This window comes from Gottfriedia luciferensis, from assembly GCF_001712755.1.
GTDB classification, from domain to species: domain Bacteria; phylum Bacillota; class Bacilli; order Bacillales; family Bacillaceae_G; genus Gottfriedia; species Gottfriedia luciferensis_B.
Genome location: NZ_MDKC01000037.1, coordinates 200,104 through 215,484, shown reverse-complemented (window position 1 = coordinate 215,484; position 15,381 = coordinate 200,104). Strand labels below are relative to the sequence as shown.

12 protein-coding genes are annotated in these 15,381 nt (G+C 33.2%); all 12 read right to left on the bottom strand.

The annotated features are described in order from the left end of the window. Positions 1 to 104 precede the first annotated feature (104 nt). The 12 genes from murB to bshC all read right to left on the bottom strand — a co-directional run bounded on the left by murB (position 105) and on the right by bshC (position 15,369). Positions 105 to 1,013: a UDP-N-acetylmuramate dehydrogenase gene (gene murB / locus BED47_RS22835; RefSeq protein WP_069035597.1), complete on the bottom strand. Its 909-nt coding sequence runs from the start codon at positions 1,011 to 1,013 to the stop codon at positions 105 to 107. 74 nt (positions 1,014 to 1,087) lie between these two features. Then, on the bottom strand, positions 1,088 to 2,179 hold the full coding sequence (murG, locus tag BED47_RS22830) for an undecaprenyldiphospho-muramoylpentapeptide beta-N-acetylglucosaminyltransferase (protein WP_069035596.1): 1,092 nt from the start codon (positions 2,177 to 2,179) through the stop codon (positions 1,088 to 1,090). A gap of 228 nt (positions 2,180 to 2,407) precedes the next feature. Then, positions 2,408 to 3,481 carry a stage V sporulation protein E gene (spoVE, locus tag BED47_RS22825; RefSeq protein WP_084007053.1) on the bottom strand — a complete coding sequence of 358 codons (1,074 nt, stop codon included), beginning with the start codon at positions 3,479 to 3,481 and terminating at the stop codon, positions 2,408 to 2,410. Positions 3,482 to 3,542: 61 nt separating this feature from the next. Then, positions 3,543 to 4,895, bottom strand: a complete 1,353-nt coding sequence (gene murD / locus BED47_RS22820; RefSeq protein WP_084007046.1) for a UDP-N-acetylmuramoyl-L-alanine--D-glutamate ligase — start codon at positions 4,893 to 4,895, stop codon at positions 3,543 to 3,545. Further along, entirely contained in the window at positions 4,896 to 5,870 is a 975-nt protein-coding gene (gene mraY, locus BED47_RS22815) for a phospho-N-acetylmuramoyl-pentapeptide-transferase (RefSeq protein WP_025569060.1), read from the bottom strand. Between the two features lie 108 nt (positions 5,871 to 5,978). Next, a complete protein-coding gene (locus BED47_RS22810; RefSeq protein ID WP_025569059.1) occupies positions 5,979 to 7,445 on the bottom strand; it encodes a UDP-N-acetylmuramoyl-L-alanyl-D-glutamate--2,6-diaminopimelate ligase in 1,467 nt (488 codons plus the stop codon). 25 nt (positions 7,446 to 7,470) lie between these two features. Beyond that, on the bottom strand, positions 7,471 to 9,423 hold the full coding sequence (locus BED47_RS22805; protein ID WP_069035595.1) for a stage V sporulation protein D: 1,953 nt from the start codon (positions 9,421 to 9,423) through the stop codon (positions 7,471 to 7,473). A 133-nt stretch (positions 9,424 to 9,556) separates the two neighbouring features. After that, complete coding sequence (locus tag BED47_RS22800) at positions 9,557 to 11,749, bottom strand: penicillin-binding protein (protein ID WP_069035594.1); 2,193 nt, start codon at positions 11,747 to 11,749, stop codon at positions 9,557 to 9,559. An 11-nt stretch (positions 11,750 to 11,760) separates the two neighbouring features. Beyond that, positions 11,761 to 12,126 (bottom strand): cell division protein FtsL, encoded by a 366-nt coding sequence (ftsL, locus tag BED47_RS22795; RefSeq protein WP_069035593.1) that lies wholly within the window; start codon positions 12,124 to 12,126, stop codon positions 11,761 to 11,763. A 12-nt stretch (positions 12,127 to 12,138) separates the two neighbouring features. Continuing rightward, complete coding sequence (gene rsmH / locus BED47_RS22790; protein ID WP_056471111.1) at positions 12,139 to 13,071, bottom strand: 16S rRNA (cytosine(1402)-N(4))-methyltransferase RsmH; 933 nt, start codon at positions 13,069 to 13,071, stop codon at positions 12,139 to 12,141. Positions 13,072 to 13,103: 32 nt separating this feature from the next. Beyond that, positions 13,104 to 13,535, bottom strand: coding sequence for a division/cell wall cluster transcriptional repressor MraZ (gene mraZ, locus BED47_RS22785; protein WP_025672272.1), 432 nt, complete (start codon positions 13,533 to 13,535; stop codon positions 13,104 to 13,106). Between the two features lie 205 nt (positions 13,536 to 13,740). Beyond that, positions 13,741 to 15,369: a bacillithiol biosynthesis cysteine-adding enzyme BshC gene (gene bshC, locus BED47_RS22780; protein WP_069035592.1), complete on the bottom strand. Its 1,629-nt coding sequence runs from the start codon at positions 15,367 to 15,369 to the stop codon at positions 13,741 to 13,743. Between the last annotated feature and the right edge of the window lie 12 nt (positions 15,370 to 15,381).

The window sequence follows — 15,381 nt, the reverse complement described above, 5'->3', positions numbered from 1 at the left end:
ATTTAAGAATAATAAAAAATAGAACAGCAAATGAATGCCATTCTATCTTGGTCATCATATGCTATGTAAATTATAGCATATAATATGGTTAGTTTAGAAGAAACTTACATTTTTTTCCCAACAATTTCAACTTCTGTTTCAAGTTGTACATTAAATTTTTCTAATATAGTTTTCTTAATAAATGCTATTAAGTCTAATACATCTTTTGAAGTGGCATTTCCAGCATTTACAATAAAGTTACCATGCATTTCAGAAACCTTCGCACCACCAATTTGATATCCTTTTAAATCAGCACGTTCAATTAAATTACCAGCATACTGTGGTAATGGATTACGGAAAATACTTCCAGCACATGGATAGTTCCATGGTTGTGTTTCTCTTCGATAATCTTTGTTTTTTTGCATTAAAGCAGTTGAAGCTTCTTTTGATCCCTCTTGGAGCTGAAGTTCTGCTTCTAGTACAAATCCTTTACGTTTATGTTGTAAAACTGAAGTTCGATAAGAAAAGTCTAATTCTTCATTTGATAGCCATTCCATTGTTCCATCAGGAAATAGAATATGTGCTCTGGAAGTAATATTTGAAAAATCGGATTGATGAGCCCCTGCATTCATATATACACCACCGCCAACACTACCAGGAATTCCACTTGCAAACTCTAGACCAGATAATCCTTTTCTACTTAGTTGAGTAGCTAAACGAATAACTGAATAGCCTGCACCTACAACTACTTTTGTACCTTCTACTTCAATATGGTCTAAGCAATCACTAATTTTAATTACGACACCTTCAATACCTTGATCAGATACAAGTAAATTTGATCCTCTACCAATTACTGTCACATTTACACCATATTCATTTGCAAGGTTAATAATCTCTTTAATTTCATTCACAGTTTTAGGAATGACCAAATACTCAGCTGGTCCTCCAATTTTCATTGTCGTATGATTTGCTAAAGGCTCATTTATTAGAAGACTCGAGTCATTTAATAGTTCCTTTAATTTTGATTCAAACATTCGATATTTTCCCCCTTTAGCTTATAGTATCCTCTATTATATCTTTATTTTATTTCAAACTCGTTCGTGCAAGTTCATTTACGTATTTTTTCTAATACATTTACTAGTTTTTTTGCAGCATCTGGTACACCCATTTTTAATGATGCATTTTTCATCTCTTCAAGTTTAATAGGATTTAGTAATACTTTTTCAATTTCAGTTACTAAATATTCACTATTGAAGTTTTTTTCCAATATAACAATTGCCGCACCATTTTTCTCGAGTGATCTAGCATTAACTTCTTGGTGATTATTTGTTACATATGGGCTTGGTATAAGAATACTAGGTTTTCCTAATGCAGTTAATTCTGCTAATGTAGTTGCCCCTGCTCTTGATACGACTAAATCCACCTCTCTTAAGATTTCAGGCATATTATGTAAAAATGGCTTAACCACTACATTTTCTGGGTTACCTACTTTATTTATTTCCTCAATGACAGAATCGTAATGTACTTCGCCAGTTACATAAATCATTTGGTAATCTTTTTCACCTAATTGATTAACACTTTTTAAAAATGCTTGATGAATTGGTCTTGCTCCCCTCGAACCACCAACAATTAGTACTGTGCGTTTACCTGATTTTAATCCTAATGATTCTAATATTGATGGATTTGATTCGCCAAGTACTTCAGAAGCCCTTGGGTTTCCAGTAAACACTACTTTCTCTTTATTAAAATAGTCAGCAACCTCTTCAAAACAAATTGCAACTTTTGTGACATAACGATTTAAGAACTTATTTGTTAGTCCAGGTATACTATTTTGTTCATGTATAACTGTCGGAATCCCTAGTTTTGCCGCTGCGTAAACAACAGGGCCACAAACATATCCACCTGTACCAATGACTACATCTGGCTTAAATTCACGAATTATTTTCTTACTATCTGATACACCCTTTAAGAATCGATAGACTGTTTTAAAATTCTCTAATGATATACTTCTCTTGAACCCTGTAATAACAATAGATTTAAAAGGTATGTTTGCTTTAGATACAATCCCTTTTTCTAATCCATTTTCTGTACCAACATATAAACATTCTACATTGGAATCTTGTTTTTTTAACTCTTTAATTAGCGCAAGTGCTGGATAAATATGACCACCAGTACCCCCACCACTAACTAAAATTTTCATAAAGATCCTCCTAAATTACAATACATAAATAACTTTAAACAGTTTAAGTAGTTATTATACCAATTTTATCACTATCATTCTAATTGTTTTTTCTATAAAAATAAAGAAAACGCACCAATTGGAAAGTAAATCGGTAAGGACCCATTGCGTTACTACATAAAAAGGACCGACTCATTTTTGAAAGATTCAAGTACAACATGTACTTGCTTCAATCCTGAGTCGGTCCTTTTATGTACGCGCATGTCTACTAATATTTAATAATACACCTACGGCTAAAAGCATTAATGTTAGAGATGAACCACCATAGCTTAAGAATGGTAATGTAATCCCTGTAACAGGCATTAAACCTATTACAACGCCTATATTAATCATTACTTGTATTGCAATCATTGAGACAATTCCTACTGCTAAAAAAGTACCAAATAAATCAGGAGCACTTAAAGCAATTCGGATTCCTCTCCAAAGTAATAAAGAGAATAATAAGATGACGAATGTTCCGCCAATAAATCCTAATTCTTCTGTGAGAATCGCAAAGATGAAATCAGTTTGTGGTTCAGGCAAATACATAAACTTTTGTCTACTTTGTCCCAATCCTAAACCAAATAATCCACCAGGTCCAATTGCATATAGTGATTGAATAATTTGGAATCCAGTTCCTAATGGATCAGACCATGGATCTAGAAATGATGTAATCCTTTTTATTCGATATGGAGCAGATGCTATTAGGGCAACAAATCCTGCAACCCCAACAATACCCAATCCCATAAAATGAGAAATTCTTGCTCCAGCTACGAATATGATGATTACACAAGTACCTACCATTACTGTACCTGTTCCTAAATCTGGTTGAAGCATAATTAATCCAAATGCCAAAAACACAAGACCTAATGTTGGTACAAGACCCTTTTTAAAAGACGTAATATTTTTCTGATTATCTGCTAAGTATTTTGATAGAAATACCATCATTCCAAGTTTCATAAACTCAGAGGGCTGGATCGAGAATGCACCGATACCAATCCAACTTCGTGCACCACCTCGTACTAGACCAACTCCTGGTACAAGTACAAGTACCAACAAGATAAAACAAGCGATTAATATTTTTTTTGCATGTGTTTTGAAAAGCCAGTAGTCAATATTTGAAACTACAAACATTCCAACTACTCCAACCCCAGCAAATAATAATTGCCGTTTAGCAAAAAAGAACGAATCATGAAACTTATAAGATGCCCATATTGCACTAGCACTGTAAACCATAATCATACCTACTGTTAATAATGATAGCGTAACGAGAACAAGAATCATGTCAGGACTATTTTTCTTTGTTGGCACTTAAATACACCTCAACTTTTGAATTAAACAAGCCTTACATTAACTTATGCACTGCTTGTATAAATTTATTACCACGTTCTTCAAAAGTCTTAAATTGATCCCAGCTTGCACAAGCAGGTGACAATAAAATAATATCTCCAACTTCTGAATGAGCGAATGCTTCATTTACAGCATCTTCAACATTATCTACCGATTTTACTGCTTTCATTCCTGCTTTTTCTGCTGATTCAATTAATTTTTCTGCTGTTTGACCATAAGTGACCATTTTTTTCACATTTTTGAAATAAGGAATTAAATCGTCAAAACCATTTCCTCGATCTAAACCACCAGCTATTAAAATGACTGGTTTTTGAAAAGAAGAAATTGCTTTTTGTGTTGCTAAAATATTAGTAGCTTTTGAATCATTATAAAACTTTCTCTTATTTATTTCTGTAACAAACTGTAGTCGGTGCTCTACACCAGTGAAAGTTGTTAATACCTTTTCAATCGCGTCATTTTCAACACCTAGAAGTTTAGAAATTGCTACTGCTGCTAATATATTTTCTAAATTATGTTTACCTGGTAAGACAATTTTTTCAACTTCAATCACTTTTTTCTCTTTAAAAAATACAAAGCCATTTTGAACATATGCACCATCTTGCATAATTTTAGTTGTAGAGAATGGAATAATTTTCGCTCTAATTTGAGAAGCCATTGCCATTACATTCTCATCATCAAAATTAACGACAGCAAAATCATTTTCTGTTTGATTTTTAAATATATTGGCTTTTGCCTTAATATACTCATCTTTAGTACCATGATAGTCTAAATGAGCTTCGAAAATATTTGTGATTAATGAAATTTTTGGTCGGAAACTTTCGATTCCCATCAATTGAAATGAAGAAAGTTCAGTTACAATAATATTATCTTCTTTTGCATTTTCAGCAACTTCACATGCAACAGTACCGATATTTCCTGCAACAAGTGGGTTTTTATTGCCTTCTTGTAACATATTTAATGCTAAAGTTGTCGTTGTCGTTTTCCCATTTGAGCCTGTAATTCCGATAAATGGTGCTTCACTTATTAAATATGCAAGCTCTATTTCCGTATAAATCGGAATATTACGCTTTACAGCTTCTATTAATAATGGATTCGTATAGGGAATCCCAGGATTTTTGACAATACAAAATGGTTGATCATCTATTAATGATAGTGGATGCTCACCACAAATTACGTTAAAGCCTTCACTTTTTAGCTTTTGTGCGATTTCATTTTGTTCAAAAGGTGTTCGGTCATTAACAGTTACAGTCGCACCTAATTTTTTTAATAATCTACTAGCTGCATAACCGCTCTTTGCCATTCCTAATACTAATACATTTTTATTTTGAAAGTTCGATATGTTATTCAATTACATCCACACCTCAATATAGATTCCTAATAATGCAAAAAGTAATCCTACAAACCAAAATGTTACTACTACACGCCATTCTGACCATCCAGATAATTCATAATGATGGTGCAGAGGACTCATTTTAAATACCCTTTTACCTGTTGCTTTAAAAGATGCAACTTGAATCATTACTGAAAGAGTTTCAATAACAAAAATACCACCAATAATGACAAGTAAAATTTCTAAGTGTGTAACGATTGCAATTGCAGCCAGCGCCCCACCTAATGCTAATGAGCCTGTATCTCCCATAAAGACCTTTGCAGGGTGTGCATTAAATACTAAGAAACCTAATACAGCTCCTACAACTGCTATTGAAAATATTGCCACATCAAGTTGGTGTTGGTTATAAGCAAGTACTGCATATGCACCAAATGCGATTGCTGCTGTACCTGACACAAGTCCATCTAATCCATCTGTTAAATTTACAGCGTTTGAAGTACCAACTAGCATAAAGATAATTAATAATACATAGATAAAGCCTAAATCAAATGAATAATGTGTCCCTGGTATCGAAATAGATGTAGAGATACCCATAGCACGGATTGCGAAAAAGACTATGATTGACACAATAACTTGGCAAATGAATTTTTGTTTAGATGTTAGTCCTAGGTTTCTCTTTTTAACAACCTTAATATAGTCATCTAAAAATCCAATTACTCCAAAACAAATTGTGACAAATAATAATACATATGTACGTGTTGATAAAACATCAAAATACATAGAAATTAAAAGTGCAGATAAACTTAAAGCAATTAATATGATAATCCCACCCATAGTTGGGGTTCCTGATTTCTTTTTATGAGATTGTGGACCTTCGTCTCGAATACTCTGTCCAAATTTAAGTTTTCTTAAGTACGGTATAAAAATAGGCGATAAAATGACTGCAATGATAAATGCTGAAATCATAGCAACTAAAATTGACGGTTCTAGCATTATACGCCCTCCTTTCTAAGTTCTCTTCTTTGTTGTTGTTTACTTCATAGTTTAATTCTTTTATAAAGAATTATGAAATCAATTTTTCACATTACAAAGAAGAGGATACTATCCTCTTCTTTGCAAAATAGCTTCTTTAGCTTCTTCAACATCATCAAAATGTGAAACATTTGTTCCTACAATCTGATATGTCTCATGACCTTTACCTGCAATAACAATAATATCATGTTTTTTTGCATTTTGAATCGCAAATGTTATAGCTTTTTTACGATCTTCTATTACCGTAATATTATTATGCACTAATCCGCGTTTCATGTCTTCTAAAATTAAAGTTGGGTCTTCTGTTCTTGGGTTATCAGATGTAAAGATTGCATTTGTTGAAAGATCCGCTGCAATCTTACCCATTAGTGGTCGTTTTGTTCGGTCACGATCTCCACCACAGCCAACAACAGTAAAAATATCATTTTTTGCAAATTGCTTAACAGTATTTAATACATTTTCTAGACTATCTGGTGTATGTGCATAGTCTACAATAACCGTAAAATCTTGCCCAGCATTAACGGCTTGGAAACGTCCCGGTACTCCTTCGATCGTTGCGACTGCGTCTAGGATTGTCTCCATTTCTATATTTAATGCGATTCCTGCTCCAATTGCCGCTAATACATTATATACATTAAATGTTCCAATAAGATTCATTTCTACAACATATTGTTTATTTAAAAAGTGTAATGTGAATCTAGTACCAGCATTCGTTAATTCAATTGCATCAGCAAACAAGTCAGCATCTTTACTTAAACCATAAGTTATTAGATTTGCTTGTGTAAACTTCATATATTCTTCAGAAGCAGAATCATCAATGTTTAGGATTGCAAATTTAGGTTTTTGAGTAGAGAAGCTATTACCTAATTGAGAGAATAATAAACCTTTAGCTTTTTTATATTCTTCCATCGTTCCATGATAGTCTAAGTGATCTTGGGAAAGATTTGTAAAAACAGCTATATCATATTCACAGCCATGAACACGCCCTAAATGTAATGCGTGTGAAGAAACTTCCATCACTGCAGTATCCACATTTGCGTCAACCATTTTTGCAAACATTGATTGTAATGTTAAGCTATCAGGAGTTGTATTTTTTGTTTCAAAAATCTCTTCTCCTATTTTCATACCAATTGTGCCGATGACACCTGTTTTTTTCTTATTGTGTTTAACAATCTCTTCAATAATATATGAAGTAGTGGTCTTACCATTCGTACCAGTAATACCAACTAGATTTAGTTTTTGTGTTGGGTTTTCATAAAAGGTATTACCAACAACAGCCATCGAACGATTAGTGTCTTTCACATAAGCTACTGGTACATTCGATTCAATTGGTTTTTGTGCAAGTATCGCTACTGCACCTTTTTCAATCGCTTGATCTACGTACTTGTGGCCATCTACTGTATACCCTTCTATACAGATGAATAAATAACCTGGTTTAACATTTCTTGAATCCATTTCAACCCCAGTGATTTCCGGATTTTCAGATGGAAGATTCACTAAAGGCTTTAATCTTGATAGTAAAGTATGAAGTTTCATAGTAATTCCTTTCGTATTCACTAAATCATTTTTTATCTTTAGTTTTAGATTTAGTTTCTTCTTTCGTTCCTAAATAAATTCTTATTTTAGAACCTTCTTTTAGTTTAACACCTGCTTTTGGTGCTTGGTCAACGACAATATTTCCACTGCCACTATATTCAATAGTAAAAGTATCTAGCAAAGGTTGCAAATCTTTTTTCTCCAAACCTATTAAATTTGGCACTTCATATGTTGGTGTATCACCGTATACGAATTTTTTGGGGATTTGATTTTTTCTAGGTGGTACGCCTAAAACTTGCATACTATCACGAATAATATTCCCTACGATCGGAGCAGCTACAACTCCCCCAAATTGAACAGTCCCTTTTGGATTATCAACTGCAATATAAACCACTATTTGTGGATCGTCAGCCGGTGCAAAGCCTACGAATGAAACGATAAAACTACTATCATCGTATCGTCCATCTTTTACTTTTTGCGCTGTTCCAGTTTTACCGCCAACTCGATACCCTTCCACAAAAGCACCTTTACCAGTACCTTGTGCAACAACACTCTCTAGAGCTAATCGTACCTTTTTAGATGTATCAGGAGAAATAACTCGTCTTTTTGAAATTGGCGTTTTTCGACTAACTACTTCGTTTGTAACCGGATCTACAAACTCTTTAGCTATATAAGGTTGGTAAAGAATTCCTCCATTAATAGCAGCTGATACTGCTGCAACTTGCTGAATTGGTGTAACTGATACACCTTGACCAAAAGCAGTTGTTGCTGCTTCAACTGGACCGACTCGATCCATGCTGAATAAAATCCCAGATGCTTCACCTTGTAAATCAATTCCTGTTTTTTTGCCGAAACCAAAATTACGAATATAGTTAAATAAACGATCTTCTCCTAAGCGATTACCTAATTCTACAAAGCCTGGGTTACATGAATTTTGAACTACCTCTAAGAAAGTCTGAGAGCCATGTCCACCTCTTTTATGACAACGCAAACGAGCTCCAGCTACTTCAGCAGCCCCATCATCATAAAAATGATCTTTATTCAAATCTACTAAGCCTTCATTTAATGCGGCTGCTAGTGTAATAATCTTAAACGTTGAACCTGGCTCATAATTTGACCAAACAGGTAAATTTCGATTATATACTTCAGGCGGAACATTTTTAAAATTAGTAGGATCAAAGCTTGGACGACTGCTCATTGCTAGTATTTCTCCCGTATTTGGATTCATCGCAATTCCAATCATTGAATCAGGATTATATTGAGCAGTTGCATTATTCATTTCTCGTTCAAGAATTGTTTGTATTCGCGAATCTACAGTTAATTTTAAATTTAAACCATTAATTGGCGGAATATAGTCGTCTGCAATATTAGGCATTCTTTGACCTTTAGCATCAGAATAAAATTGAACACTACCTTTTTCACCACTTAATTGCTTATCGTAATATAGTTCTAATCCGTTTAAGCCCTGATTATCGATTCCTGCAAAACCTAAAACATGAGAAAGATAGTTACCAAATGGATAATATCTTTTCGAATCCTCTGCAATGTATACTCCAGCTATGTTCAGATCTCGGATTTGTTTAGCTTTCTCATTTGTAATTTTTATACCTTCTGTTCGAATGTGCTCCATACTAGATCTTTTCGTTAATATTCTATAAAGTTTTACTTCGGAGATTTTTAAAATTGGGGCAAGTTTTTCAGTCGCCTCCTTAGGATCTTTTATTTGCCTAGGAACGACTAATACAGATGGAGCACTTTTATTAGTAGCAAGAGCAACACCATTACGATCTAAAATTTCACCGCGCTTTGGTTCAAAAGGAATATCTCGACTCCACGAATTTTTCGCTCGTTCAGTTAAAAGATCACCCATAGCAAATTGTACATAACCAAGCCTTGTTGCAATAATAGAAAAAATCAATAAACCACCAATGAATACAAAAAATAATCGTTTTCGAACTGTTACATTAGATACTCGCATCGAAACGAACACTCCTCTACATTATGTTCGTTTCAATATATGCTTGTACCAAATACAATAGACCTTCTAGCTTTTTATTGTCCTAGAATGGTCTATTGTCATTTTTATTTAATTAAACATATTTCCTGTCATATTACTCTTGTACATCTACTTTTACATCTTTTTCTTCGTCTGTCGCTCCATTTGGTTTATTTAATTCAATCGTTAAATAGTCGTGATCCCGTAGCTCTGAATCTTCTTTAATACTCTGACTTGTAACAAATCCAGATCCCTTTGATGAGATATTTAGCTTAAATAATTTACCTAAACGGTTAACATCCGATTTTGACCATCCAATAATAGATGGCATTGTATTTGTTCCATTTGTCTTAAGATAAATAGTAGTACCTCTGACAACTTGGGTTTTTGACTTAATTGATTGACCAGTAACTTCTAAACCATTTCCTAATAATACAGGTTTCAATCCTTCAGATGTAGCTAAAGATTTAGCTTCATCTAAATTTAAACCTTTCAAATTCGGAATTTCTATACTTTCTTTATCAATTAATTTGTCTACTTTGGCATTTTTAACAGGCTCAACCTTCATATACTCTAAAGCGCCCTTTGTAACTGTTCTAAATATTTCAGAAACACCATCTGAACCGATTTCAGTTGCTTCAAGTTTTGGACGAAGCATCGCTACATAAACGACTAATTTTGGATTATCTGCAGGTGCCATACCGATAAATGAAAACAGGTTTTGACCGCGTCCTTTAAGATATTTCCCGTGTTCGTCAACAACTTGGGCAGTACCAGTTTTACCAGCAACAGTATAACCTTCAATCGCATAGTTATGCCCAGTACCATGCGGCGCAGTAATAACCGTTTCTAATAACGCTCTCTCTCTTTTTGCTGTTTCTTCTGAAATTGGACTACCAACAACCTGAGATTTATAGTCTTTAATAACTTTATTCGTATCATGATCGACAATTTTATCGACAATATAAGGCTTCATCATTTTTCCATTGTTAGCAATAGCACTTGCAGCTTGGATAATTTGAATTCCTGTTACTGTAGATCCTTGTCCAAAAGCAGTTGTTGTTTTTTCAAGTGGATAATTAAATACTAATTTACCACTTGATTCCCCTGGAAGATTAATATTCGTTTTTTGTGTAAATCCAAAGTTTTTATAGTATTGTAAAAAGCGATCTGCACCTAATTTTTCATTAAGAAGAATCGAAATACCTACGTTTGAAGACCTTTGAATCCCTTCGTCAAAAGTAATTGAACCCCATCCATTTCGATTTACGTCATGGACAGTTCCTCCACCTGGTACTTTATATCGACCTGATTGGAAATATTCATTTCCATTATAAACGCCTTCATTCATTGCAGCACCTAAAGTGAATATTTTCATTGTAGAACCTGCTTCAATTGCATATGAAATCGGGTCATTCGTATAGTTTGTAATGTCATGAAGATTCGGATTGAAGCTAGGACGGTTACTCATTGCAACAATTTTACCGGTTTTTGGATCAGAAACGATTGCCATAATCTTTTCTGGCTCATATTTTTTTTCAACGCTAGTCATTGCGTCTTCTAGTAAACTCTGAATCTTTGTATCTATTGTTAAATACACATCATCACCATTATGTGGAGGAGTAACCTTCTCATTTTCATATGGTAGAATATTTCCTTTTCGATCACGTAAAAAGCTTCTTTTTCCATCTTTTTCAGTTAATTCATTATTCAATGATTTTTCTAATCCCATTTCTCCAATTAGGTCTCCATTATCATTTACATTCGTATATCCTAACGTATGAGAAGCAAATACACCATTTGGATAATATCGCTGCTGAGATGGGGTAAAAACAATACCAGGTAGCTTTAATTTCTCAATTTGTTCTTTTGTGCTTTGAGAAATATTTCTTCCACCTGGTCCTAATTCAACTTGATATTTTGGTTTACCTAATTTCGCTAAAAGATCCGATTCATCAATACCTAAAATTGGTGCTAATTCACTTGCAGTTTTTTCTTTGTCCACGACATGTCTTTTCACTTTAGAGTTTTTTGATGCACTTGGATCTAGAACGGCCGATACAGTGTAAGCTGTCACTTCTTCCGCTAGTGGAACACCATTTGAGTCATATATTGTTCCTCTTTTAGCAGGAATTTTTTGGGATGTATTGTAATTCTCATCCGCATAAACTTTTAAATTTTTACCTTCTACTGTGCTTGATAATTGAATATAAGAAAGTCTAGCAACAAGGGAGAAAAAAAGGATTAAAGTACCAATAAAAAACCAACGAATACCATAATTTGTGTATTTATTCTTTTTCTTACTCATATCTCAATCTCCTACTTGCTAGTGTCGGTAAACTTTACATTGTTACTATCAATATTTAAACCTAACTCTTTTGCTTTTTGCCATATGCGCTCATATGTGCTTAATTCATCAATCTTCATTTTAAGCTCAGAATTATGTTGTTTTCCATTCGCTATTTCATTTTTCACATGTTGAATTTTTAAATTTGTATCATATATTGCCGCTTGAGTTTTAATGATTTTTGTACCCATAAAGAAGCATGCAAAAATAAATACTAAATAAAGTATTTTCTCAAAAGGTGTAATTTTTGATACTTTCTTTTGTTTTTTCTTGTTAGAAGGTCTTTGTTGTAAATCAGTAACTTGTTTTTGTTGTAGCTTTCTAGCCAAATTACTCATTATTTTCCCTCCTTATAATTTTTCTGCAACCCTTAACTTTGCAGATCTTGCTCGCTTATTAAATTCGACTTCTTCATCTGTTGGTAAAAGTGGCTTTCTTGTCACTAATTTTAACTTCGGCTTAAACTCATCTGGAATAATTGGTAAACCTGGTGGTAACGGCGGAAGTGAACTAGCTTCTTTAAAAATCGTTTTACAAATACGATCCTCTAATGAATGGAATGTTATGACACTTATTCTGCCTTTTGGTTTTATTAGGGTAATTGCATCCTTTAAAGCTTCTTCAAATACTCCTAATTCATCATTTACTGCTATACGAATTGCTTGAAAAATCCTTTTAGCAGGATGTCCACCTGTTCTTCTTGCAGGTGCAGGTATTGCATCTTTAATGATTTCAACTAACTCAAAAGTTGTTTCAATCGGCTTCTTAGCTCTTAATTCTTCGATCCTTCTTGCAACTTGTTTAGAGAATTTCTCTTCTCCGTATCGGAAAAATATTTTCACAAGCTGCTCATAAGGCCAGTCGTTTACAACTTCATATGCTGATAATGTTTGTTCTTGATTCATACGCATATCTAGTGGTGCGTCTTGATGAAAACTAAATCCACGTTCAGCAACATCTAGTTGTGGCGAAGAAACACCTAAGTCAAATAAGATTCCATCTACTTCATAAATACCTAAATTATGGAGTTCTTCTTTTATATGTTTAAAATTACTTTTTACAATTGTTAATTGATTTTCATATTTATTCAATCGCTCTTTTGCATGTCTAATTGCTGTTTCATCTTGGTCAAAAGCGATTAATCTACCCTTTGATGAAAGCTGAGATAGTAAGTATTCACTATGACCTCCACCGCCAAGAGTACAATCTACATAAATGCCGTCTTCCTTAATATCTAAAGAATCCACAGTTTCTTTTAATAAAACCGTAATATGTTCAAACATGATGCTTTCACTACTTTCAATTTGTTAATTTTTTACAAGTCAAAACCGATTAAGTTTTCTGCTAACTCACCAAATGACTCTTCTGATTCATTCATATATGTATTCCAAGTTGATAAATCCCAAATCTCAATACGATTTGTAACACCAACTACTACACATTCTTTTTCTAATTTTGCATAACTGCGTAAATTAGGTGTTATATTAATTCTCCCCATCTTATCCATCTCACATTCCATTGCTCCTGAGAAGAAAAAACGGGTAAATGCTCTCGCATCTTTTTTAGTTAGTGGTAGTGTGCGCAGTTTATCTTCAATTACACTCCATTCGGCCAATGAATAACCAAATAAGCATTGATCCAAACCTCTTGTAACAATGAAGTTTTCACCAAGCTTGTCTCGAAATTTAGAAGGTATAATAAGACGTCCTTTTACATCGATATTATGTTGATATTCACCGATAAACATCCTATTCCCCCACTTTCTAACACAAACTTACCACATTCCCCCACTTCTTACCACCTTTTCTAAAAAATTCTTTAAAAAACGAAAAAATCCTGCTAGCAGTGCAGCAGGATTTCATTTTTATTATAAAATTCAGCTTATTTCAATGTTTGTTTCCTATAAAAAACAACTATTCATATTAATAAAAGCGATATTTTTGATTAAAGGCTTAAATTTTTACGATTTGATGAGCGTAATCCCATGATAGTTCTAAATCACAAAGTTCATGAACAAAATCAAAACCATATTTATTAATATAGTAGAGAATATTTAGTGTTCTCTCTTGAGGTCTCCCATTTGGAGAAATTGAACAGATGATTCGATTCCACTTTTCAATTTGCTCTTCATTTTGCTTTAAAATTGATTCTTCTATTTTTCGTTCTAAAAGAAGAATTTGTTCTTCAATCTTTAAAAAATTCTTTATAGAAAAATCCTTTAAGTTAGGTGTTACTTTTTTCGTTACATCTTGAAGAGGTTTATGCAATTCTTCTAAAGATTTTTTAGCATGACTAAACACTTCTTTATAGTCTAGTTTCACTTGATCTTTAATCCATTCGGCTTTCTTCTCTTCTAATGATGTTTTCAGCACCTCATTAGTATCTAATGAAAAATCTTCTAATGCTGATACGATATTTCGTTCAAAAATAGTAAACATATGTCTTAAAAACACAGGTGGCATTTGAAGGTTAAATAGACCAAAAATGTCCTTTAACTCAGCCCAATAAGCAATTTCACCAGGACCACCAACAAATGCTAATGTAGGAAATAAATACTCCTGCATGACTGGTCTAGTAACCACATTATTACTTAATAAGGCTGGCTGTTCATTTGCGATTTTGATCAACTCAAGTTTAGAGAATTGATAATTTTTATTTTTTGTTTGAAAAACATCTTCATCTTCAGACACTTCAAGCAACTGTCTACCTTCATTACTATGGTAAAAGAGGTGAATACTCTGTTCAGAAATTTGAAGTGTTTCGTGGTATCCAGATTTTATTAATCTGCTTTTCGTATCCTTTAAAACGCCTCTTACGTTCTCTTGCTTTTGAATCATTTCATTAAATAAAGATGACTCCAACTCACGGACATTAGGATCGTCAGCATCAATTAAGACAAGTCCCTCTTTTTTGAACAATTTAAAAATAATTTTCGCAAAAAAATCTACGTAAGTAGTAGATTGCTCAATCATCGAATATAGTTCTTCAAGTAAAGCTTTCGAATAATTTGTTTCATCAAAAGTTTTAACGATTTTATCAATCCACTTTTTCATTTCCTGTTGATCTAATTCTGTTCTAGAAGCAGCATGGGAATAAGTCGTTTTTTGATAAAAGGTTTGTTTTTTTACTGTATTGTTCTCAATTGTATGAATATGGTTAATTTCATCTATATCATGGTCTTCACCAGCAATCCAAAATACTGGGACGACTGTTAGCCCATGTTCTTTTTCATATTTCTTGGCCAATTGAATAATTGAAATAATTTTATGTATAGAATACAAAGGGCCAGTTAATAAGCCAGCTTGTTGTCCACCAATTACAACAAATGAATTATTATTCAATAATTTTTTCACATTTTCTAATGATTCATTACTTGCATGATGCTTATGATGAAACTTCTCTAGTGCATTAACTAATCCTGTGCGATTATAAGAACGCTCCATTACATTTTTAATTCTATATTCCATTTCTTCCTTTACTAATGGATTTTCACCAAAGAAAGAAGAAATTACTTCATTTCCATTTACAAAATCATTCAGCAATTTATTTTGCCCGTCTAAATGGACTTTACTAATTTGCATTACGAACTTCCT